We start from the raw sequence: 19,904 nt of genomic DNA on the forward strand, positions 1-19,904 counted from the left end.
CGCCGCAAGGAAGGACAGCGTCAGCCCCGCTTCACCCACCCCATGGTGATGATCAGCGACCGGCCCGCCGAGATCGAGGACCGAGCCGTCCCCGGACACTGGGAAGGAGACCTGATCATCGGCGGCGACCAGAAATCCGCGATCGGCACCCTGGTCGAACGCACCACCCGGTACGTCCTGCTCGTCCACCTCGGCCGCAGACGCACCGCCGAACACGTCGCCGAGGCCCTCATCGCCACCATGAACACCCTGCCCGGCCCACCTCAAACGCTCCCTCACCTGGGACCAAGGCTCGGAGATGGGCCTGCACCACGAGTTCACCATGGCCGCCGACATGCCCGTCTACTTCTGCGACCCCCACTCACCCTGGCAGCGCGGCAGCAACGAAAACACCAACGGCCTGCTGCGCCAGTACTTCCCCAAAGGCAGCAACCTGGCCGTCCACACCCCCGATGACCTCGCGGCAGTCGCCGCCGAACTCAACGGCCGCCCACGCAAAACGCTCGGCTGGGACACCCCAGCCGAGCGTCTCGCTAAGCTCCTGACCGAAGCCAGCTGACAAGCCGTGTTGCAACGACCCCTGGAATCCGCCCTCTCCTCCGGCGGGCCTTTCGCTGTGCGGTCCGGCGCGGGGAGAAGATAGGGTAAACTCTTACATGGTTGTGTCAGGACGCCTGGCACGCGTTTCGCGTTTTGGGCCCAGGTGTCGTACACTCCTTAGTCGGCTCACTATGACTATCACGCGTCGGTGACCGTTGCCGGTCGCCGCTCTCTCCGAAGCGTGAGGTCGCGGCTGCTAGTGACCCGAGCCTCAGACGATCGATCAGTGAAACGCGAGGAATTTTGGCCAAGAAAGACGGCGCCATCGAGATCGAGGGCACTGTGGTCGAGTCGCTCCCGAACGCGATGTTCCGGGTGCAGCTCGACAACGGCCATAAGGTCCTGGCCCACATCAGCGGCCGGATGCGGATGCACTACATCCGGATCCTGCCTGACGACCGGGTAGTCGTTGAACTGAGCCCCTACGACCTGAGTCGTGGGCGGATCGTCTACCGATACAAGTAAGACGTCTGAGGAATCAAGGACAATGAAGGTAAAGCCGAGCGTCAAGAAGATCTGCGACAAGTGCAAGGTGATCCGCCGGCACGGTCGCGTCATGGTGATCTGCGACAACCTGCGCCACAAGCAGCGCCAGGGCTAGTCGCCGCAAGGCTTCTCCGAGTCCGCCCCGACATCAGGGAGCGGGCTCGACGCATGAGGAGCCTGAGTCAGTAATCGCGTTGCACACCTGAACAGGCGGGCCTTTTCAGAAGGCCCGAACCATTCGGGAGACCCCCGGTCGGAGGCCGGGGCCCTCACCCCGGGCATTGGGGAGGGGTAGTGCGGCGCAAGACCTCCGCCACAAAGAAGGAGAATGCCCGACCATGGCTCGCCTGGTTGGCGTCGACCTCCCCCGCGAGAAGCGGCTGGAGATCGCTCTCACCTACATCTACGGAATCGGCCGCACCCGCGCCCAGGAGATCCTCCAGGCCACCGGTGTCAGCGGCGACCTCCGCGTGCACCAGCTCAGCGACACCGAGCTCGTCCCGATGCGTGACTACATCGAGGCGAACTTCAAGATCGAGGGTGACCTGCGCCGCGAGGTCCAGGCCGACATTCGTCGCAAGATCGAAATCGGTTGTTACCAGGGCATCCGGCACCGCAAGGGCCTGCCCGTCCACGGTCAGCGCACGCAGACCAACGCGCGCACCCGCAAGGGCAAGAAGAAGACCGTGGCCGGTAAGAAGAAGCCCGGTAAGAAGTAGTCCACAGCCGCGGACCGAAGACCTCAGGAGTAATGGCAAGCAATGCCTCCTAAGAGCCGTCAGGGCGCCCCGAAGAAGGTGCGCCGCAAGGAGAAGAAGAACGTCGCTCACGGGCACGCCCACATCAAGAGCACGTTCAACAACACGATCGTCTCGATCACCGACCCGAACGGGAACGTGATCTCCTGGGCCAGCGCCGGCCACGTGGGTTTCAAGGGCTCCCGTAAGTCCACCCCGTTCGCCGCGCAGATGGCCGCGGAAAACGCCGCACGCCGCGCCATGGAGCACGGCATGCGCAAGGTCGACGTCTTCGTCAAGGGTCCCGGCTCCGGCCGTGAGACCGCGATCCGCTCGCTGCAGGCCACCGGCCTCGAAGTGGGCTCGATCCAGGACGTCACCCCGGTTCCGCACAACGGCTGCCGCCCGCCGAAGCGCCGCCGCGTCTGAATTAGCCCAGGAGATACAGAGAAATGGCTCGTTACACGGGCGCGGACTGCAAGCTCTGCCGTCGCGAGAAGACCAAGCTCTTCCTCAAGGGCAGCAAGTGCGAATCCGCCAAGTGCCCCATCGAGATCCGTCCTTACCCGCCGGGTGAGCACGGCCGCGGACGCCCCAAGGAGTCCGAGTACCAGCTTCAGCTTCGCGAGAAGCAGAAGACCCGCCGCATCTACGGCGTCCTCGAGAAGCAGTTCCACAACTACTACGAGGAGGCCGCGAGCAAGACCGGCAAGTCGGGTGAGGTGCTGCTCCAGATCCTGGAGAGCCGGCTCGACAACGTGGTCTACCGCGCCGGTTTCGCTCAGTCGCGCGACGCCGCCCGCCAGCAGGTCCGTCACGGGCACTTCCTGGTGAACGGCAAGAAGGTCGACATCCCGTCCTACCGCGTGCGCGAGCACGACATCATCGAGGTCCGCGAGACCAAGCGCAACCTGATGCCCTACGAGGTCGCCAGGGCGACCGCGGGTGAGCGCACTGTTCCCGCGTGGCTCGGCGTCGTGCCGGACAAGCTCCGCGTCCTGGTTCACCAGCTGCCGGTTCGCCAGCAGATCGACACCCAGGTCCAGGAGCAGCTCATCGTCGAGTACTACTCGAAGTGAGCCTTGGCTGAGGTGCGGATTTCCGCACCTCAGCTACGCTGTTTATCGGAGTGGCGTCATATAGCGGGCGTCACACGAAACAAGGGGAGACCCGCACATGCTGATCGCTCAGCGCCCGACTCTTCTCGAAGAGTCGATCGACGACACCCGGTCCCGGTTCGTCATCGAGCCGCTGGAGCCGGGCTTCGGCTACACCATCGGCAACTCGCTCCGTCGCACGCTGCTGTCGTCCATCCCGGGCGCGGCCGTGACGAGCATCCGGATCGAGGGCGTCCTGCACGAGTTCTCGACCGTTCCCGGGGTCAAGGAAGATGTCACCGACATCATCCTCAACCTCAAGGAGCTGGTCGTCTCCTCCGAGCACGACGAGCCGGTCGTGATGTACCTGCGCAAGCAGGGCCCGGGTGAGGTCACCGCCGCCGACATCGCGCCGCCGGCCGGTGTCGAGGTGCACAACCCCGAGCTCCGCATCGCCACGCTCAACGGCAAGGCGAAGCTGGAGATGGAGCTGACCGTCGAGCGCGGTCGCGGCTACGTCTCCGCCGCCCAGAACAAGCAGCCGGGCCAGGAGATCGGGCGCATCCCGATCGACTCGATCTACTCCCCGGTGCTCAAGGTCACCTACAAGGTCGAGGCGACCCGAGTCGAGCAGCGCACCGACTTCGACCGCCTGATCCTCGACGTCGAGACCAAGCCGGCCATGAAGCCCCGCGACGCGGTGGCCTCCGCCGGTAAGACCCTCGTCGAGCTCTTCGGCCTGGCCCGCGAGCTCAACGTCGAGGCCGAGGGCATCGACATCGGCCCGTCGCCGACCGACGCCGCCCTGGCCGCCGACCTGGCGCTGCCGATCGAGGAGCTCAACCTCACGGTTCGCTCCTACAACTGCCTCAAGCGCGAGGGCATCCACACCGTGGGCGAGCTCGTCGCCCGCAGCGAGCAGGACCTGCTGGACATCCGCAACTTCGGCGCCAAGTCGATCGAAGAGGTCAAGCAGAAGCTGCACGAGATGTCGCTGGCGCTCAAGGACTCCCCGCCCGGGTTCGACCCGAGCGCGGTGGCCGGTGGCGGTTACGACGACGACGACAGCGCGTACGTCGAGACCGAGCAGTACTGATCCCGCTTTTCGAGGGCCCCGCGCAGTGTCATGGCGCGGGGCCACAGTAACGGATCGCACACAAAGCGACAGCGATCCGGCCCGACTCCGGTACCTGGTACGGCCGGGGCGGGTTAATCCAAGAGGAGAAAGACCATGCCCAAGCCCACCAAGGGTGCACGTCTTGGCGGCAGCCCGGCGCACGAGCGGCTGATCCTGGCCAACCTGGCCACCGATCTGTTCCGCCACGGCAAGATCCGCACGACGGTCACGAAGGCCAAGCGCCTGCGTCCGCTGGCGGAGCGCCTGATCACCAAGGCGAAGAAGGGCGACATCCACAACCGTCGCCAGGTCCTGACCGTCGTCAAGGACAAGGGCGTCGTTCACCACCTCTTCACCGAGATCGCGACGACGTTCGCCGAGCGTCCCGGTGGCTACACCCGGATCACCAAGGTCGGTCCGCGTAAGGGCGACAACGCCCCGATGGCGGTCATCGAGCTGGTGACCGAGCCGCTGAACGCCGTCACGACCCGCCGCACCGAGGCCCCGGCCGCCGCCACGGCCCCGGCGCCCGCCGCGGAGGAGACCGAGGCCCCCAAGGCCGAGGAGGCCGCTGAGGCTCCCGAGGCCGCCGCCGAGGAGGCCCCCGCTGCGGAGGCCGCCGCCGAGGAGGCTCCGGCCGCCGAGGCCGAGGCGAAGAAGGACGAGGCCTGATCTCTCAGGCCGCATGAGACGGGCCCGGACCCCTGCGGGGGTGCGGGCCCGTTTTTCAGTTGAAGGAGGATCATCGTGGTACGGCTCCGCCTCGACCTCGCGTACGACGGGACCGATTTCTCCGGCTGGGCCAGGCAGCCGGGGCGCCGTACGGTCCAGGGCGAGATCGAGCAGGCGCTGGGCCGGATCCTGCGCCTCGAAGGGCCCGCCATGCTGACCGTGGCCGGCCGTACCGACGCGGGGGTGCACGCGCGCGGCCAGGTGGCCCACGTGGACGTGCCGGACGGGTCCCTGGCCGAGCTCGACGGCAACCGCGGGCCGCTGGGCGTCGATGAGCGGCTCTCTGCGCTCGTCCGGCGGCTGGGTGGGGTCTTGCCCCCGGATGTACGTGTTTCTCGCGTCTCCGTGGCTCCTGAGGGCTTTGACGCGCGTTTCTCGGCGATGTTCCGGCGGTACGCGTACCGGGTGAGCGATGCGGTGGGCGGCGTCGACCCGCTGCGGCGTCGTGAGGTGGTCTGGCACAACCGGTCCCTGGACGTCGGCGCCCTGAACGCGGCGGCGGCGCGGCTGCTCGGGGAGCACGACTTCGCGGCGTTCTGCAAGAAGCGCGAAGGGGCCACCACGATCAGGGAACTGCAGCGGCTGGAGTGGGCACGCGAGCCGGACGGGGTGCTGGTGGCGACCGTCGTGGCGGACGCGTTCTGCCACTCGATGGTGCGGGCGCTGGTCGGGTCGCTGCTGGCGGCGGGCGACGGCAGCCGTCCCGTGGAGTGGCCGGGCGAGGTGCTGACGCGGGCCGTACGCGACTCTGGGGTGCACGTCGCGCCCGCGCACGGATTGTGCCTGGAGGAGGTCGGCTATCCGGGGGAGGCGCAGCTCGCCGCGCGGGCCTCGGCCACGCGGCGAGTACGGACTGCGTCTGATCGCCGAGCCGCTCCGCCGGTAGGCTCAACCCTTGGTGACCCGGCGTTCCAGGACGAGTGAGGTCTGGTCGCGCAGCGCCCCGCTGACCTTGGGGAGCGTCTTGTCCTTCGGGTCGGGCGTGTGGCCGTCGGCGTACGTGGCGTAGCTGAAGACCATGTAGCGCCCCCACACCAGACCGGACGCGTAGCCGCCGGCGATGTGCACGCGCTCGCCGCCCGAGCCCGCGGCACCGGGGAGCGGGCGGAACCAGATATTGCGTGACAGGTTCTTGGCCTTGTCGGCGGCGGCGGCCGCGTCCTTGTCGGGGAGGACCGCTATGCCCGTGGTGACGGCGTAGCGGCGCTTGCTGTCGACGTACGTGGCCCTGAGCACGCGGCCGCACTTCCGCTCGCGCAGCGCGTCGGCGAAGGCACCCACGGCGGCCTTGTCGCAGCTCGTCTCCATGTCGGCCTTGATCCTGGTGAACGTCGTGCCCGCCGCGCTCACCTTCTTCTTCGGGAACGCCTCGGACAGCGACAGCTTCTGCGGGTCGGTCTGCTCGGAGTTGAGGATCGACGTGCCGCCCGGCGCGTCCGAGGGCTGGGCGTCTGACGGCTCGGCGGACGGCGGCTGCTCGGAGCTCGCCTGCCCCGACGCGCTGGGCCGGGCGGCGGTCGTGGTGGGGGCGGGGGGGCTCACCGCCTGGTAGGCGAAGAAGCCGCCGGTGGCCACCCCGGCCAGGGCGAGGGCACCCAACGTGACGAACAGGGCACGCCTGCTCTTTCCGGGCGGTGCCGGCGGCGGGGGCGGGGTCTGGAACGGGGGCTGTTTGAACGCTCCGCTCGGGAACGCGGGGCCGCCGCCCGGGGGGAGGGGCTTCTGGCCCCAGGTGTCCCTGGGGAACGGCAGGTCGGGCAGCTTGGTCTCGGTCGGGGGAGTGGGCGGCCAGACGGGTACGTCGCCGGGCTCCGCCGGGTGGACCGGCACGTTGGCGGGGTCGGAGAGCGAGACGGGCGGGTGGTCGCGCCTGGCGGCCTTGGGGTCGAAGTAGTGGGCCGGTTGCTTGGTGCCGTGGGGTGGTTCCGCGGCGCCCTCCTGGTCGGGCGGCCGGGTCTCCTCCTGCGGCGGGGCGACGGGGGCCGACAGTGGAACGCTCCTCTGCCTGGCTGGAGGGGCGCTCGCCTGCTTGGACGGAGGGGCGTCGTCCGCCTCGGCGGGGTGCTGCGCGTCCTCCTGCTGCCGCGGTGCGCCGGCTCCCGCCTGGGCTCGTTGGGACGCTTCCCTACGCGCTGCCTCCGGGTCGAAGTAGTGGGCCGGGCGGGTGAAGCCCTCCGGGTTGGTGGCGTTCGGGTCGAAGGGGGTGCTCGGCTCGTCGTTGTCGGGCTCGGCCACCAGCTCGCCCGTGGCGGCGGGCCAGGGCGGCACGGCGTGCGGGTCGCTGAGGGGCGCGGGCCACGCCGGCATGCCCGCCGCGGCGGCGGTGAACGCCGGCGGGGGCTCCCAGGGCGGCGCGCCGGGCACGACGGGGCCGGCCGGCGGAAGGGGCGGCCGGGCCGGGCGAGTCGGGTCGGAGAGCGGGATGTACGGCCGTAGCTCGCCCGGCCGGGTGGGCTCTACGTCGTCGTCGGCGAACCAGTCGTACTCCGCGGCGTCGTCTCCCGCGACCTCCCACGGCTGCGTGCCGGGCGGCTCGTCGGGGTCGGGCAGGTTCGGTGGCGGGCCCTGGAAGACGGGGATGGCAGGGTGCTCGCCGGCGCCTGCGGCTCCGCCTGAGGGGGCGGACTCCGATCGGCCGGGTGACGCGTGCGCCGCGTCGTGGGCGGACGCGGACGCCGCGTCATCGCCGGAGCCACGCACCCCGCCATCGCCGGAGCCACGTCCTGCGCTTTCGGCGGAGCCACGTGCCGCATGGTCGGCGGGGTCGCGCATCCCGCCATCGGCGGAGCCACGTGCCGCGCTGCCGGCGGAGCCGCGTACGGCGCCGTCGGCGGGGCCACGTGGCACGCCGTCGGTGGGGCCGTGTACGGCGCCCTCGGCGGCATCACGTGTCATGCCCTCGGCGGAGTCGTGTGCTGCCTCGTCGGCAGGCGTGAACGCCGATGGCATGTCTCGCCCGCCGATCTGCCCGAAGCTCGGCGGTGGCGTCGCCGGTGCGGACGAGCCGTCGGCTTCCCTGCGATCGGGCTCGGACCCGGGTTCCTGGCCACGCATAAGGGGGAGCCTAGCGAGAGCAGCGAGATCGTTATGTCGGTATGAGCGTTCCCAGAGGGATCCGGCATCCCGTTTGGCTGCCTAACGCGCACGAAGCCCGTTTCGCTACTGGGGGGCGCCGGTCAGTGAGCGGTTGTCCAGAGCCTTGAAGACCGTCGCCTTGGTGATGTCGTTGATCGCGGAGAAGAGCTGCTTGGAGCCCTTCTTGTCCGGCTTCGTGCCGTCCTTGTTCTGGAACCAGACCATGATCGCGTAGTGGCCGTGCGTCCAGATCTTGGCCCCGCCTGCGCCCGAACCGAGCTGTTTGGTGACACTGTCCTTGCCTGCCAGCGGCTTCACGTAGTTGCTCGTGCTGCCGACCTTGGCCACCTTGCTGGCGGACTTGCTGCTCTTGAGGTTGGCCACGCCGATCGTGCCGATCACCTTGCCGGCCTTGTCGCGGAAGCTCGCGCGTACGAGCTGGGTGCAACTGCCGGCCTTGAGGGCCTTCTTCAGCGCGTCGCCCAGGGCGCCGTCACTGCACTTCTTGTCCTTGCTGGTGATCGTCATCTCGTACGACCGGCCAGAGACAGTGATCTTCTTCTGCTTGCCGAAGATCTCTTTCACCGTGATCGGCTCGGGGTCCGAGGAGCGCTCGGCCGCGAAGCCGTACTTGCCGGGCGGGGCCGACGGGAGCGGCGCCGAGGTCCGGGCCGGTACGGAGGCCTGGGTGGTGGCGGGGTCGTCGGCGTTGAACATCAGCGCGAGGCCGCCGCCGAGCAGGCCGAGCACCGCGATGCCGCCGAGGGCGAACCAGAGCGGGGCGCGCGAGCGCGGACCCTCGTCGTACGGGCTCCAGCCGACACGGCTCTGCGGTGCCCTCTCGGACTTGCCCTTCGACGCCTTGTCGGCTTTATCAGGCTTGTCAGCTTTGTCTGGCTTGCCCGGCACGTCAGGCTGGTCGAAGTCGTCGGCGGCGCGCCCCCTGCGGGAGCGGCGGGAACCTCTCGGAGCGTCGGCGTCGGCGGCCCCAGGAGCGTCAGGACCGTCAGGCGCGCCAGGACCACCGGGCGCGCCGGGACCACCCGGGCCACCGGGACCACCGGGACCACCCGGACCACCGGGACCGCCTGGACCGTCGGGACCACCGGGGAAGCCCGGACCGCCAGGACCTCCGGGGAAGCCCGGGAAGCCCGGACCGTCGGGGCCGCCGGGGAAGCCGGGACCGCCCTGAGCAGGGGGGCCACCCGGATCGCCCGGCGCGCGGCGACGGCCCTGACCACCCTGACCGTTGCCCGCAGGCTGGAACATGCTCCCCATCCCGTAGGGGGCGCCGTTTTCACGTCCTTCGGGAAAACCCATGCGGCGACATTACCGTGATGTTCGTCATCGGGTTCCGAAGTCCTGGGTCCACCATGGCCCGTCCGGGCCTGATGCGACGCCCACGCCGATGGCTTTCAGGTCGCAGTCGAGGATGTTCTTGCGGTGGTCGGGGCTGCCGAGCCAGCCGCTCACCGCCTCTTCGGGTGTGCTGTATCCGGCGCCGATGTTCTCGGCGGCGCCCCAGTGGTACCCGGCGCGCTCCATCCGGTCCCACGGTGACGAGCCGTCGGGAGAGTTGTGGGAGAGCTGCCTGGTGGTCGCCATCTCCAGCGAGTGCGTACGCGCGGAGCGGGTGAGCCCTCCGTCCACCCTGAGGGCCCCGCAGCCGTGCCTGGACCTGGCCGAGTTGGTGAGCGAGACGACCCTGGCCGCCAGGCCGGGCATGGCCTGCACGCCGGTGCTGCCGTCGCTGAGCAATGCCGGATTGTCCTGGCTGTTGAACCCGGGGATCTGGCCCTCGGGCGTCTTGGTGGACCTGGGGGTGGTCCTGCTGCGCGGCACGGTCTTGGTGGTGAGCTTCCTGGGGATCATCTCGGCGTGCTGCTGCGCCTTCTTGGCCGAGGTCGGCGCGGGATTGGCAGTGGCGGCGGCCGGCGGGGCGCTCTCGTTCAGGTAGACGTGGCGGGCCGGATCGGTGTCGTCGCTCAGCCGGCCGATCAGTACGCCCGTGAACAGCACGGCCATGAGGCAGGCGAGCAACCCCAGGTGATTCCGGCGCCGAGCGCCCTGCTGGGTTTGCCGGGGGTGAGAGTTCTGCCACATACCGCCGCTAACGATAGGGATGTCTGGTCCTGGGAAAGAAGAGGTCCCAGGGAAACGAAACCGAACCGTTCTGCGATCAGGTAGACTCACACACCGGGTTACCGTCATTTTGACCTGCGCGCCTATGGGCGGGTAGCTTAGGTTCGTTGTGTGCATAGGTCCGTGAGACCAATGCGCGGCGCGTCCGGCGTCATCTCCCGTGTTGAGGAGACGGAAGGTCCGGGCCGTCGTGTGCCCGCACCGACCGACCAATGTTAGCTGTCACTTCCGACAGCGCCGAAGACGCGAGCATAAAGAAGGCTACGACCGTGCGCACGTACTCACCGAAGCCCGCCGACGTCCAGCGTCAGTGGTACGTCATCGACGCGACCGATGTCGTGCTGGGCCGGCTGGCCAGCCACGTCGCGACCCTGCTCCGCGGCAAGCACAAGCCGATCTTCGCTCCGCACGTCGACACCGGTGACTTCGTCATCGTGATCAACGCGGACAAGGTCGCGCTCAGCGGCAACAAGCTTGAGCAGAAGAAGGCGTACCGCCACTCGGGCTACCCGGGCGGTCTGCGTTCCGTCACGTACGGCGAGCTCATGGAGAAGCGGCCGGACAAGGCCGTCGAGAAGGCCGTCAAGGGCATGCTTCCCAAGAACTCCCTCGGCCGGAAGATGGCGAAGAAGCTGAAGGTCTACGCGGGTTCCGAGCACCCGCACCAGGCCCAGCAGCCGGTGCAGTTCCAGATCACCCAGATCGCCCAGTAGTAGTTCGAAAGATTTAGAGGAGAACCGTGGCTGAGCCCACTGGTGTCGAGACGGCCGTCGTCGAGGCCGAGCTGGAGGAACTCTCCGGCGAGGACTTCCCGTCCGAGTACACCACCGAGTCCGCCGCCAGCGCCGACGCGCCCGTCCGCAAGCCCGTCACCACGGGCAACTCGTACGGCACCGGCCGCCGCAAGGAGGCGATCGCCCGCGTGCGCATCGTCCCCGGCACCGGCAAGTGGACGATCAACGGTCGTTCGCTGGACGTCTACTTCCCCAACAAGGTCCACCAGCAGATCGTCAACGAGCCCTTCGTGGTGCTCGGCGCCGAGGAGGCGTTCGACGTCATCGCGCGCATCGACGGCGGCGGCGTGACCGGCCAGGCCGGTGCGCTGCGCATGGGTCTGTCCCGCGCCCTGGCGATCCTGGACGTCGAGGTCAACCGCCCGCCGCTGAAGAAGGCCGGCTTCCTCACCCGTGACGCCCGCGCCACGGAGCGGAAGAAGTACGGCCTCAAGAAGGCCCGCAAGGCTCCGCAGTACAGCAAGCGCTAAATTGGCGCGCCTCTTCGGCACCGACGGGGTCCGTGGGGTCGCCGGCCGCGACCTCACGGCGCAGCTCGCCATGGACCTCGCGGTCGCGGCGGCTCACGTCCTCGGCGATGCAGGCGCGTTCGCAGCCACCGGGCGCCGACCGGTGGCTGTCGTAGGCCGGGACCCGCGTGCCTCGGGAGAATTTCTCGAGGCCGCCGTGGTCGCCGGCCTTGCGGCGTCTGGTGTGGACGTGCTGCGCCTCGGCGTGCTGCCCACCCCTGCCGTCGCCCACCTCACCGCAGCGCTCGGCGCCGATCTCGGCGTCATGCTGTCGGCCTCGCACAATCCGGCGCCTGACAACGGCATCAAGTTCCTGGCGCGTGGCGGCTTCAAGCTGTCCGACGCGGTCGAGGACGAGATCGAGCGGCGCCTGGGCGATGAGTGGACCTTTCCCGTCGGCTCCGGCGTGGGCCGGGTGCGGGACGCGTACGGTGAGGCCAACCGGTACATCTCTCACGTGCTGACCACGATGAACGCGGCCCTCGACGGGCTCGACATCGTGGTCGACTGCGCCCATGGGGCCGCCCACATGGTGGCTCCCGAGGCGCTGGTCCGCGCGGGCGCCAGGGTCGAGGCCATCGGCGCGAGGCCCGACGGCCTCAACATCAACGCCGGCCACGGCTCCACCCATCTGGAGAAGCTCCAGCAGGTGGTCGTGTCGCGCGGGGCCGACCTCGGCGTGGCCTACGACGGCGACGCCGACCGCTGCCTGGCGATCGACCACACGGGCGCGATCATCGACGGTGACCGCATCATGGCCATCCTCGCCGCCGCCATGCACGGCGAGGGCCTGCTGGCCAAGGACACCGTGGTGGCGACCGTGATGTCCAACCTGGGCTTCAAGCTGGCCATGCGCGATGCGGGCATCACCGTGGTGGAGACCGCGGTGGGCGACCGTTACGTGCTGGAGCGCATGAAGTCCGACGGCTTCAACCTCGGCGGCGAGCAGTCGGGCCACGTCATCATGCTCGACCACGCGACCACCGGCGACGGCCTGCTCACCTCGCTCCACCTGCTGGGCGTGATGGCCAAGTCGGGCCTGCCGCTGAAGGAGCTGGCCGCGGTGATGACGCCGCTGCCGCAGATCCTGATCAACGTCAAGGGCGTGGACAAGGGTAAGGCCTCGGCGTCCGAGCTGCTGGCCGCCGTCGCGGAGGCGGAGGCCGAGCTGGGCGAGACGGGCCGGGTCCTGATCAGGCCGAGCGGCACGGAGCCGATGATCCGCGTCATGGTGGAGGCCGCGTCGGAGGAGCACGCCACCCAGGTGGCGGATCGCCTCGCCGACGTCGTACGCAAGGTCTGCGCCTGAGCGTCTCTTCGTGACGGCCCGCGGGATGATCCCGCGGGCCGTTCGCCTATTCGTCCCCGGTGAGCGAGAAGACCCGCAGCCGCCGGCCCGCCCAGAACACGCCGACGACCGTGACGACGATGAGGGCGGGTACGGCGAAGCTCAGCGCGACGTCCGCCCGGAGGAAGCCCGAGTCGGAGATCTGGTCGGCGATCGACTCCGCCCACCGCTGGATCGAGAACTTGTGGGCGCCCGGCATGAAGCCGCCCACCACGCTCTCCCAGACGAGGGCGTAGATGATGCCGATCGTGACGGCGTGCCGGGTGACGACGCCCAGCAGGAGGAAGACGGCCGCGTAGGCGACGCCAGCCACCAGGGCTCCCAGCGCGAAACCCGGGGCGATGCCGTCCTCGTTGCCGATCAGCAGCCAGGCCGCGAAGTAGGTCGGCACGGCGCCGAACAGGGCCATCAGCGAGACCGCCACCAGGAACTTGGTCTGGGCGATGACCGGGCGGGAGATCGGCTTGGACATCAGGTGGATGATCGTGCCGTCGTCGATCTCCGGGGCGATGACGCCCGTGCCGGTGATCACGCCCAGCAGGGGCAGCATGGTGCCGATGGCGAAGTTCTGCATCAGGTCGACGGCCATCTTCTGGTCGTTTCCGCCGAGCACACGGAACAGCACGGCCAGGCCGATCAGCGCCAAGGGCAGCAGGAGCAGCAGGATGATCCGGCGGCGACCGAGCAACGCCCGGTAGGTGATACCGGCGACAACTGGGTTCATCAGGTGCTCCTGGTGATCAGGTAGGCGAAGACGCTCTCCAGGTCCTCGTCCGCGGGGGAGACCTGGTGCAGGTGTACGCCCTCCGCCTGCGCCACCCGGGGGAGCAGCCAGGCGAAGCGGCGGAACTCGGTGGCCTGGACCTCGAGACCGTCGGGACGCAGGGTGATGCCGCCCGTCGACTGGTCGCGCATGAGGGCGGCGGCGAGCTTCCTGTCGTCGCTCGAACGGATCATGAACAGGTGGGGCCTGTCGGTCATCAGCCGCCTGATCTCGCGGAAGTTGCCCGAAGCCGCGTGCCGCCCCGCCACCAGGACCTCGATGTGCTGCGCGACCCGTTCGACCTCCTCCAGGATGTGGGAGCTGAACAGGATCGTCTTGCCCGCCGTGCCCATGGCGCGGATCAGGTCCATGAGGTGGAGGCGCTGGCGGGGGTCCATGCCGTTGAACGGCTCGTCGAGCAGGAGCACCGGCGGGTCGTGAACGAGCGCGGCGGCCACCTTGACGCGCTGGCGCATGCCCTTCGAGTACGTCTCCACGCGGCGGTCCTTGGGCTCCTCCATCTCGACCGTGGCCAGGGCCTTGCGAGCGGCCTCGACCGGGTCGCTCAGCCCGTGGAGGCGGGCGGCGGAGAGGACGAACTGCCAACCGGTGAGGAAGCCATACACGCCCTCCCGCTCCGGGACCAGGCCGATGTTCCGGTAGATGTGGTGGTTTTTCCAGACCTGATGCCCGTCCAGCGTGACCGAGCCGCCGGACGGGGCCAGGAAGCCGGCCATCATGTGGAGGAGCGTGGACTTGCCCGCCCCGTTGGGGCCGAGCAGGCCCGTGACGCCGGGGCCGATCGTCATGGTGACGTCGTTGACCGCCACCACGTTGCCGTACCAGCGGGAAACCTGAGACAGCTCGATCTTCACCGCGAGGCCGCCTTCCTGTAGCGCAGCGCGAGAGCGGCCAGGGCGAGAGCCACCAGCACCACGAGGATCGCCGCCGAGGCCGGGCCACTCGGGTAGGCGGCGCTCTCGATGGAGTGCGGCGGAGTGTGGAACAGCCAGGACTGTACGGAGTCCACCAACCAGAACGGGTTGGCCAGCCAGGCCCAGGCGGCCGCGGACCTGTAGCCAGAGGAAGCGAGCGTCCCGTAGATCATCGGCACGGACGCCGTCGACAGCAGGTAGACGACGATCACCGAGGCCACCCCGAGCCCGCGCCGCGGCGTGAACGAGGCCAGCGCCAGCCCGAACGCCGACAGCAGCAGCGCCAGCACCAGCGCCATGACCACCGCGCCCAGGAACTCGCCGGTGGCCGGCGGCCCCGGCATGTCCACCACCAGCTCGCCGACGTAGACCAACGTCAGGGGCACCGCCACCAGCAGGAAGAGCGCCAGGGTCATCGCCGCCACCTTGGCGCCCACGTACTCGGCGATCGAGACCGGACGCGAGAGGTAGAGCGGCAGCACGCGGTGGCGCAGGTCGGGCGCGACCACGGTGGGCGCCTGGGAGGCCAGGAAGACCGCCACCACGGCCTGCATGAGGACGGCGAAGCCGCTGTAGGGGAGGATGCGCTGCTGGGCCAGGGCCATCGTCGCGATGGCCACGACGGCCGGCAGCAGCATGATGACGAAGAGGGAGAACGGCATGATCTTGCTGCGGGCCGTGCGCCCGAGGCCGAAGATGCCGCGCAGGCTGTGCACGGTGAGCGCCCTGGTCACGTAGGCGCGGCCGAGCCGGGGACCGTCGTAGTGGCGGTAGCCGATGTCGTAGATCTCAGACACCCGCGACCTCCTCCCTGAAGACGTCCTCGATGCGGTGGCGTCCCTGTTCGAGGCGGATGAGGCAGAGGTCCAGCTCGACGGCGGCGTCCCTGATCGCGTCGAACGTCTCCTGGCCGAGCACCTTGACGACCAGCAGGCGGCCCTGGCGCGAGACGGTCTGCCCGACCTCGGTGAGGCGGGCGGCCAGCGGCTCCAGCCCGTCCTCGACCTCGACCGTGACGGTCTGCGTGGCCTGGGTGAACTCGCCGATCGCGGACGAGCGCAGCAGCCGCCCGGCGTCGATGACGATCACGTGGTCGCAGATCCGTTCCAGCTCGCCCAGCAGGTGGGAGGTGACCAGCACGCTGATGCCGAACTCGGTGCCGATGCGCCTGATCAGCGTCAGCATCTCGTCGCGGCCGCGGGGGTCGAGGCCGTTGGTGGGCTCGTCGAGGAAGATCAGCTTGGGGTCGTGCACCAGAGCCTGGGCCAGCTTGACGCGCTGCTTCATGCCCGTGGAGTAGCCCCCGACGGCGCGGTAGCGCTCTTCTGCCAGGCCGACGTGGCGGAGCACGTCGGCCGCGCGCTCGCGGGCGGCCGTGCGCGGCAGGCCGGACATCTGTGCGAGGTGGACGACCAGTTCGGTGGCGGAGACGTCGGGCGGGAGACACTCATGCTCGGGCATGTAGCCGACGAGCCTGCGGATCTCGGCGCCCTGGGCGGTCACGTCCAGATCGAGCACCTTGGCGCTGCCCCCGGTGGGCGGCAGCAGGCCGAGCAGGATCTTGATCAGTGTCGACTTGCCCGCGCCGTTCGCCCCCACCAGACCGGTGACCCCGGGCCCGACGGTGACCGTGAGCTGATCGACCGCGGTGACGGTGGGGAAGCGTTTGGTAAGCCCCTCGGTGGCGAGGATGTGCATGTGCCCGACCGTACCGCCGGGCCGGGGCCGCCGCCTCGTTCAGACGGATGAACGCCGTCCTACTTGAGGCCAGAATTTCCGCTGCACCAGCAGCGTGCCGGTGCCCGCGATGACCATGCCGAGGATGTTGACCGCGAGCTGCGACACCGAACCGGAGACCTCCTTCCAGTCGCCCAGCGCCAGCGCGACGGCCACGTAGCCGGCCGCGGGCACCGTGGTGACCGAGATGAAGACGCCGACCAGGGCCGACGACTTGCCCGCCGTGATCGACAGCACTCCGGCCGCGCCGGCCAGCAGCGCCACGATGAACGACCACCGGTCCGGCTTGACGATGAACTGGACCTCCTCGTTCCGTACGAGGTGGCCGAGGTCGATCCAGCCGAGCCAGTTCGAGACCAGCGCGCAGGCGAACGTGATCGCGATCGCCACCGTGAACCCGACGACCAGCGTCCTGAACGAGGTGACGACCAGGTGCCACCTGCGGTGCAGCAGGCCGAAGCAGATGGCCGCGACCGCGCCGAACTCCGGCCCGAGCACCATCGCGCCGACGATCAGAATAGGCGAGTCCTGCAGCACGCCGATGCCCGCGAGCTGGGTGGCGATGGCCAGGAACGTGAGGTACGCCCACGTGATGCGCGAGTCGGCGTGTACCTTGTGCGCCAGCTCCTCCCACACCACGGCGTCGTCGGGATCGCCGGGCGCCTCGTCCACCGCGTGGTCCGCCGCTCTGGACAGCGAGAAGTCGACCTGCTCGATGGCGATGGAGCCCTCGGTCTCGACCCACTTGAGTCTGCCCAGCACCTCGTTCGCCGACTCGCGCGCGGCGTCGCACAGGATCACGTCACCGGCCGGCTCGCGGGCCGCGCCGGGCAGGACGACGATGTTGGTGACGCCTGGGCAGTCCTCCAACACCGCCGTCGCCTCTTCTGTGCGGGTGGCGGGGCTGATCAGTCGGAGATGCAACACAGACCACATTGTGGTCCATGCGGCGTTGACACCGGTCAGGTCTGGCGGAGGCGTACCCGTCTGACCGAGTGGTCGGCGCCTTTCTGGAGCACGAGGTCGGCGCGGCCCCGGGTGGGGGCGATGTTCTCGACCAGGTTGCGCTCGTTGATGTCGCGCCAGACGTTGACCGCGAAGTCGGTGGCCTCCTCGTACGAAAGCTCCGCGATGTACCGGAAGTACGACTTGGGGTCCTCGAAGGCGGTGCGGCGGAGCTTGTGGAAGCGGTCGACGTACCAGGTGCGTACGTCCTCGACCTTGGCGTCCACGTAGATCGAGAAGTCGAAGTAGTCGTTGACCGCGAGGGAGGTGGGCGGGGCGGGTTGGAGGACGTTGAGCCCCTCGATGATCAAGATATCCGGATTTTTCACGGCTTGGGTGGCGCCGGGCACGATGTCGTACTCCAGGTGGCTGTAGACCGGCGCGCGGACCTCCGCCGACCCCGCCTTCACCTCGGCCACGAACCTGACCAGCGCCCTGCGGTCATAGCTCTCCGGGAAGCCCTTGCGGTGCATGATGCCCTTGGACTCCAGCACCGCGTTCGGATAGAGGAAGCTGTCGGTGGTGACCAGCTCCACGTGCGGGTGCTCGGGCCAGCGGGCCAGCAGCGTGTGCAGCAGCCGCGCCGTCGTCGACTTGCCCACCGCGACGCTGCCCGCGATGCCGAGGACGTACGGCACGCGCTGCTCGGGATGCCCGAGAAACGCGCTCAGCACGCTGCTGCGCTGCTTGGACCCGGTGAAGTGCAGGTTGAGCAGCCGGGTGAGGGGGAGGTAGATGTCGGTGACCTCGGTGAGATCGATGGGATCATCGAGGCCGCGAAGCTCTTCCAGCTCATCTGCGGTGAGAGTCAAGGGCGTGTTCTTGCGGAGCTCGCTCCACTGCTCCCTGCTCAGTTCCACGTAGCCGTTGTTCACCTAGGCAGCGTAGCGATGAGGGACAAACGGGATCATGGTCGGGGCGGCCCCCGCGTGATCCACAGCCTGTGGATAAAGACGTGGGATTACCGAGACTCTGTTCGGGGAAGGAAGAGTGGCTTCGGCGAATGACGTATATGAGGATGCGCCGGCGGCTACTGTTCGAGGCTGGGAGGTCTCATGGACCGTCGTCGCTTCATCGCCAATGTGATCGCCGTCGCCGGGCCTTTCGCCGGGGTGGCCTGCGCGGGAGCGAAGGGCGGCGTCAAGCCGGTGCCGGGGTACGGACGGCTGAGGCCCGTGGCAGACCTACGTGACGGGAAGGTGCGGCTGCACCTGCCCGACGGGTTCAAGTACCGCTCGTTCAGCGCCGCCGGCGAGAGGTTCAGCGACGGCTCGGCCGTGCCGGGCAGGCACGACGGCATGGCGGCGTTCTCCGGGCCTGACGGCAGCGCCATCCTCATCCGCAACCACGAGGTCAACGGCCCCGTCGGCGCGTTCGGCGACAAGGCCAAGGCGTACGACCCGATGGCCGGGGGCGGCACCTCGACGCTGCGCGTCAGCCGTTTCGGCGAGGTGATCCAGAGCGCTCCCTCGCTGAACGGCACCATGATGAACTGCTCGGGCGGCCCCATGGCGTGGCGGGCCTGGGTGAGCTGCGAGGAGACGGTCAACGGCCCCGACGTGGCCGACGACTTCTCCGGCGGCGACAACGCCAAGCTCACGCGGAAGCACGGCTACATCTTCGAGGTGCCGGTCGGCCGCGCCGCGACCGCCAAGCCGATCAAGGCAGCCGGCCGGTTCGCGCACGAGTCCGTGGCGTTCGACCCCTCGACGGGCGCGCTCTACATGACCGAGGACAACTTCTCCTTCGCCTCCGGGTTCTACCGTTACCTGCCGCCGAAGCACCCCGTGCAGGCCGGGCGGCTGCTCGACGGCGGCAGGCTGCAGATGCTGGCCGTCAAGGGCGCCAAGCGCAAGGACCTGTCCGTGGGCCAGCGGGCGGGGACGACGTACGAGACCGTCTGGGTGGACATCGACGAACCCGACCCGGCCTTCACCGGCAGGCCGGCCTACGACGAGGCCGTACAGGCCGTGGGCCGGCAGGGGCGCGAGCAGGGTGCGGCCATCTTCTCCAGGCTGGAGGGGGCCGTCTTCCACCAGGGCGTCGTCTACTTCGTCTCCACCCAGGGCGGTGACACCGCGCCGGGCGACACGCCGCCGTCCGGATTCGGGAAGGGGCGGGGGCAGGTCTGGGCGTACGAGACGTGGAGCGGGCGGCTGAAACTCGTCTACGAGTCGCCGCGCTCGGCCACGCTCGACCTGCCGGACAACGTGACCGCCAGCAAGCGGGGCACGCTCGTGCTGTGCGAGGACGGCGACGGCGACAACTACCTGCGCGGGCTCACGAAGTCGGCGGAGATCTTCGACTTCTGCCGCCTGGAGCCGATCTCCGGCGATCCCGGGGCGGAGTTCGCGGGCTCGACGTTCGGGCCCGACGGCCACACGCTGTACGTCAACGTGCAGGCCAAGCAGGGCAGGTCGTTCGCCATCTGGGGTCCGTGGGAGCGCGGCCTGTTCTGAGTACGCTGGGGTGATGATCCTGGGCATCGGTGTGGACGTCGTGGACATCGCCCGCTTCGAGGCGACGCTGGAGCGCACGCCGAAGCTCAGGGAGCGGCTGTTCACCGAGGGCGAGCGGGACCTGCCGGTGCAGTCGCTGGCCGCCAGGTTCGCCGCCAAGGAGGCCGTGGCCAAGGCGCTCGGCGCGCCGGCGGGGCTGGACCACCGGGAGGCCGAGGTGCGCCGCGGCGAGAACGGCAGGCCGGAGCTGCGGATCACCGGCCGTGCCGCGGAGGTCGCCTACGACCTCAGGGTGAAACGGTGGCACATCTCGCTCAGCCACGACGCGGGCGTGGCCGTGGCCTATGTGATCGCGGAGGGATAGCTTC

General features: G+C 69.2%; 22 protein-coding genes and 1 pseudogene. 14 read left to right on the forward strand and 9 right to left on the reverse strand.

The features are described from left to right. The 9 genes and pseudogenes from AB0J64_RS24005 to truA form a co-directional block, all read left to right on the forward strand. Window positions 1–559, forward strand: a pseudogene (locus AB0J64_RS24005) (IS30 family transposase); the annotation flags it as partial. Between the two features lie 284 nt (window positions 560–843). Next, window positions 844–1,065: a translation initiation factor IF-1 gene (gene infA, locus AB0J64_RS24010; RefSeq protein WP_012887858.1), complete on the forward strand. Its 222-nt coding sequence runs from the start codon at window positions 844–846 to the stop codon at window positions 1,063–1,065. 22 nt (window positions 1,066–1,087) lie between these two features. Continuing rightward, window positions 1,088–1,201, forward strand: a complete 114-nt coding sequence (gene rpmJ, locus AB0J64_RS24015) for a 50S ribosomal protein L36 (protein WP_003956441.1) — start codon at window positions 1,088–1,090, stop codon at window positions 1,199–1,201. Window positions 1,202–1,424: 223 nt separating this feature from the next. Next, window positions 1,425–1,805 carry a 30S ribosomal protein S13 gene (gene rpsM, locus AB0J64_RS24020; protein WP_125644650.1) on the forward strand — a complete coding sequence of 127 codons (381 nt, stop codon included), beginning with the start codon at window positions 1,425–1,427 and terminating at the stop codon, window positions 1,803–1,805. 42 nt (window positions 1,806–1,847) lie between these two features. Then, a complete protein-coding gene (gene rpsK / locus AB0J64_RS24025; protein WP_020542285.1) occupies window positions 1,848–2,252 on the forward strand; it encodes a 30S ribosomal protein S11 in 405 nt (134 codons plus the stop codon). Window positions 2,253–2,275: 23 nt separating this feature from the next. After that, window positions 2,276–2,902 carry a 30S ribosomal protein S4 gene (gene rpsD / locus AB0J64_RS24030; RefSeq protein WP_344997560.1) on the forward strand — a complete coding sequence of 209 codons (627 nt, stop codon included), beginning with the start codon at window positions 2,276–2,278 and terminating at the stop codon, window positions 2,900–2,902. A gap of 97 nt (window positions 2,903–2,999) precedes the next feature. Beyond that, window positions 3,000–4,016 (forward strand): DNA-directed RNA polymerase subunit alpha, encoded by a 1,017-nt coding sequence (locus tag AB0J64_RS24035; RefSeq protein ID WP_103960866.1) that lies wholly within the window; start codon window positions 3,000–3,002, stop codon window positions 4,014–4,016. A gap of 135 nt (window positions 4,017–4,151) precedes the next feature. Continuing rightward, window positions 4,152–4,709 (forward strand): 50S ribosomal protein L17, encoded by a 558-nt coding sequence (gene rplQ / locus AB0J64_RS24040; protein WP_364030590.1) that lies wholly within the window; start codon window positions 4,152–4,154, stop codon window positions 4,707–4,709. A 75-nt stretch (window positions 4,710–4,784) separates the two neighbouring features. Further along, window positions 4,785–5,693: a tRNA pseudouridine(38-40) synthase TruA gene (gene truA, locus AB0J64_RS24045; protein ID WP_364030593.1), complete on the forward strand. Its 909-nt coding sequence runs from the start codon at window positions 4,785–4,787 to the stop codon at window positions 5,691–5,693. Here the strand turns inward: truA and AB0J64_RS24050 are convergent. The 3 genes from AB0J64_RS24050 to AB0J64_RS24060 form a co-directional block, all read right to left on the reverse strand. After that, a complete protein-coding gene (locus tag AB0J64_RS24050) occupies window positions 5,658–7,823 on the reverse strand; it encodes a hypothetical protein (RefSeq protein ID WP_364030596.1) in 2,166 nt (721 codons plus the stop codon). The genes truA and AB0J64_RS24050 overlap by 36 nt on opposite strands. Window positions 7,824–7,928: 105 nt before the next feature. Further along, window positions 7,929–8,753 carry a hypothetical protein gene (locus tag AB0J64_RS24055; RefSeq protein ID WP_364030599.1) on the reverse strand — a complete coding sequence of 275 codons (825 nt, stop codon included), beginning with the start codon at window positions 8,751–8,753 and terminating at the stop codon, window positions 7,929–7,931. Between the two features lie 435 nt (window positions 8,754–9,188). Continuing rightward, window positions 9,189–9,869: a CAP domain-containing protein gene (locus tag AB0J64_RS24060; RefSeq protein ID WP_364030602.1), complete on the reverse strand. Its 681-nt coding sequence runs from the start codon at window positions 9,867–9,869 to the stop codon at window positions 9,189–9,191. 386 nt (window positions 9,870–10,255) lie between these two features. Between AB0J64_RS24060 and rplM the strand changes: the two genes are divergently transcribed. From rplM to glmM, 3 genes are read left to right on the forward strand one after another with little or no spacing between them, the layout of a single operon-like run. Next, complete coding sequence (gene rplM / locus AB0J64_RS24065; protein ID WP_364030605.1) at window positions 10,256–10,699, forward strand: 50S ribosomal protein L13; 444 nt, start codon at window positions 10,256–10,258, stop codon at window positions 10,697–10,699. Window positions 10,700–10,725: 26 nt separating this feature from the next. Further along, window positions 10,726–11,250, forward strand: coding sequence for a 30S ribosomal protein S9 (rpsI, locus tag AB0J64_RS24070; RefSeq protein ID WP_364030608.1), 525 nt, complete (start codon window positions 10,726–10,728; stop codon window positions 11,248–11,250). Window position 11,251: 1 nt separating this feature from the next. Further along, window positions 11,252–12,598, forward strand: a complete 1,347-nt coding sequence (gene glmM / locus AB0J64_RS24075; protein ID WP_364030611.1) for a phosphoglucosamine mutase — start codon at window positions 11,252–11,254, stop codon at window positions 12,596–12,598. 46 nt (window positions 12,599–12,644) lie between these two features. Here glmM and AB0J64_RS24080 read toward each other — a convergent pair whose 3' ends face one another. From AB0J64_RS24080 to coaA, 6 genes are read right to left on the reverse strand one after another with little or no spacing between them, the layout of a single operon-like run. Further along, complete coding sequence (locus AB0J64_RS24080; protein ID WP_364030614.1) at window positions 12,645–13,361, reverse strand: ABC transporter permease subunit; 717 nt, start codon at window positions 13,359–13,361, stop codon at window positions 12,645–12,647. Continuing rightward, window positions 13,361–14,275 carry an ABC transporter ATP-binding protein gene (locus AB0J64_RS24085; RefSeq protein ID WP_364030617.1) on the reverse strand — a complete coding sequence of 305 codons (915 nt, stop codon included), beginning with the start codon at window positions 14,273–14,275 and terminating at the stop codon, window positions 13,361–13,363. Before AB0J64_RS24085 ends, AB0J64_RS24080 begins: the two co-directional genes overlap by 1 nt. Next, window positions 14,272–15,132: an ABC transporter permease gene (locus AB0J64_RS24090; protein ID WP_364030620.1), complete on the reverse strand. Its 861-nt coding sequence runs from the start codon at window positions 15,130–15,132 to the stop codon at window positions 14,272–14,274. Before AB0J64_RS24090 ends, AB0J64_RS24085 begins: the two co-directional genes overlap by 4 nt. After that, entirely contained in the window at window positions 15,125–16,033 is a 909-nt protein-coding gene (locus AB0J64_RS24095; RefSeq protein WP_364030623.1) for an ABC transporter ATP-binding protein, read from the reverse strand. The genes AB0J64_RS24090 and AB0J64_RS24095 overlap by 8 nt, the downstream gene beginning before the upstream one ends. Window positions 16,034–16,072: 39 nt before the next feature. Next, complete coding sequence (locus tag AB0J64_RS24100; RefSeq protein WP_364030626.1) at window positions 16,073–16,999, reverse strand: DUF389 domain-containing protein; 927 nt, start codon at window positions 16,997–16,999, stop codon at window positions 16,073–16,075. A gap of 35 nt (window positions 17,000–17,034) precedes the next feature. Further along, window positions 17,035–17,937 carry a type I pantothenate kinase gene (gene coaA / locus AB0J64_RS24105; RefSeq protein WP_364030888.1) on the reverse strand — a complete coding sequence of 301 codons (903 nt, stop codon included), beginning with the start codon at window positions 17,935–17,937 and terminating at the stop codon, window positions 17,035–17,037. Window positions 17,938–18,132: 195 nt separating this feature from the next. On the opposite strand from coaA, the gene AB0J64_RS24110 reads away from it, so the two are divergent. Continuing rightward, window positions 18,133–19,536, forward strand: a complete 1,404-nt coding sequence (locus AB0J64_RS24110) for an alkaline phosphatase PhoX (RefSeq protein WP_364030629.1) — start codon at window positions 18,133–18,135, stop codon at window positions 19,534–19,536. Between the two features lie 13 nt (window positions 19,537–19,549). Then, window positions 19,550–19,900, forward strand: coding sequence for a holo-ACP synthase (locus tag AB0J64_RS24115; protein ID WP_364030632.1), 351 nt, complete (start codon window positions 19,550–19,552; stop codon window positions 19,898–19,900). Window positions 19,901–19,904 lie beyond the last annotated feature (4 nt).

This window comes from Nonomuraea sp. NPDC049695, assembly GCF_040674955.1.
Taxonomy (GTDB): domain Bacteria; phylum Actinomycetota; class Actinomycetes; order Streptosporangiales; family Streptosporangiaceae; genus Nonomuraea; species Nonomuraea helvata.

Excerpts from the sequence above, each read along its gene's own strand:
- rplQ (WP_364030590.1), top strand. The coding sequence starts at position 4,152 with ATGCCCAAGCCCACCAAGGGTGCACGTCTTGGCGGCAGCCCGGCGCAC.
- AB0J64_RS24115 (WP_364030632.1), top strand. The coding sequence starts at position 19,550 with ATGATCCTGGGCATCGGTGTGGACGTCGTGGACATCGCCCGCTTCGAG.
- rpmJ (WP_003956441.1), top strand. The coding sequence starts at position 1,088 with ATGAAGGTAAAGCCGAGCGTCAAGAAGATCTGCGACAAGTGCAAGGTG.
- AB0J64_RS24110 (WP_364030629.1), top strand. The coding sequence starts at position 18,133 with ATGGACCGTCGTCGCTTCATCGCCAATGTGATCGCCGTCGCCGGGCCT.
- rpsM (WP_125644650.1), top strand. The coding sequence starts at position 1,425 with ATGGCTCGCCTGGTTGGCGTCGACCTCCCCCGCGAGAAGCGGCTGGAG.
- AB0J64_RS24095 (WP_364030623.1), bottom strand. The coding sequence starts at position 16,033 with ATGCACATCCTCGCCACCGAGGGGCTTACCAAACGCTTCCCCACCGTC.
- AB0J64_RS24035 (WP_103960866.1), top strand. The coding sequence starts at position 3,000 with ATGCTGATCGCTCAGCGCCCGACTCTTCTCGAAGAGTCGATCGACGAC.
- AB0J64_RS24080 (WP_364030614.1), bottom strand. The coding sequence starts at position 13,361 with ATGAACCCAGTTGTCGCCGGTATCACCTACCGGGCGTTGCTCGGTCGC.
- AB0J64_RS24050 (WP_364030596.1), bottom strand. The coding sequence starts at position 7,823 with ATGCGTGGCCAGGAACCCGGGTCCGAGCCCGATCGCAGGGAAGCCGAC.
- rpsK (WP_020542285.1), top strand. The coding sequence starts at position 1,848 with ATGCCTCCTAAGAGCCGTCAGGGCGCCCCGAAGAAGGTGCGCCGCAAG.
- rpsD (WP_344997560.1), top strand. The coding sequence starts at position 2,276 with ATGGCTCGTTACACGGGCGCGGACTGCAAGCTCTGCCGTCGCGAGAAG.
- AB0J64_RS24060 (WP_364030602.1), bottom strand. The coding sequence starts at position 9,869 with ATGGCCGTGCTGTTCACGGGCGTACTGATCGGCCGGCTGAGCGACGAC.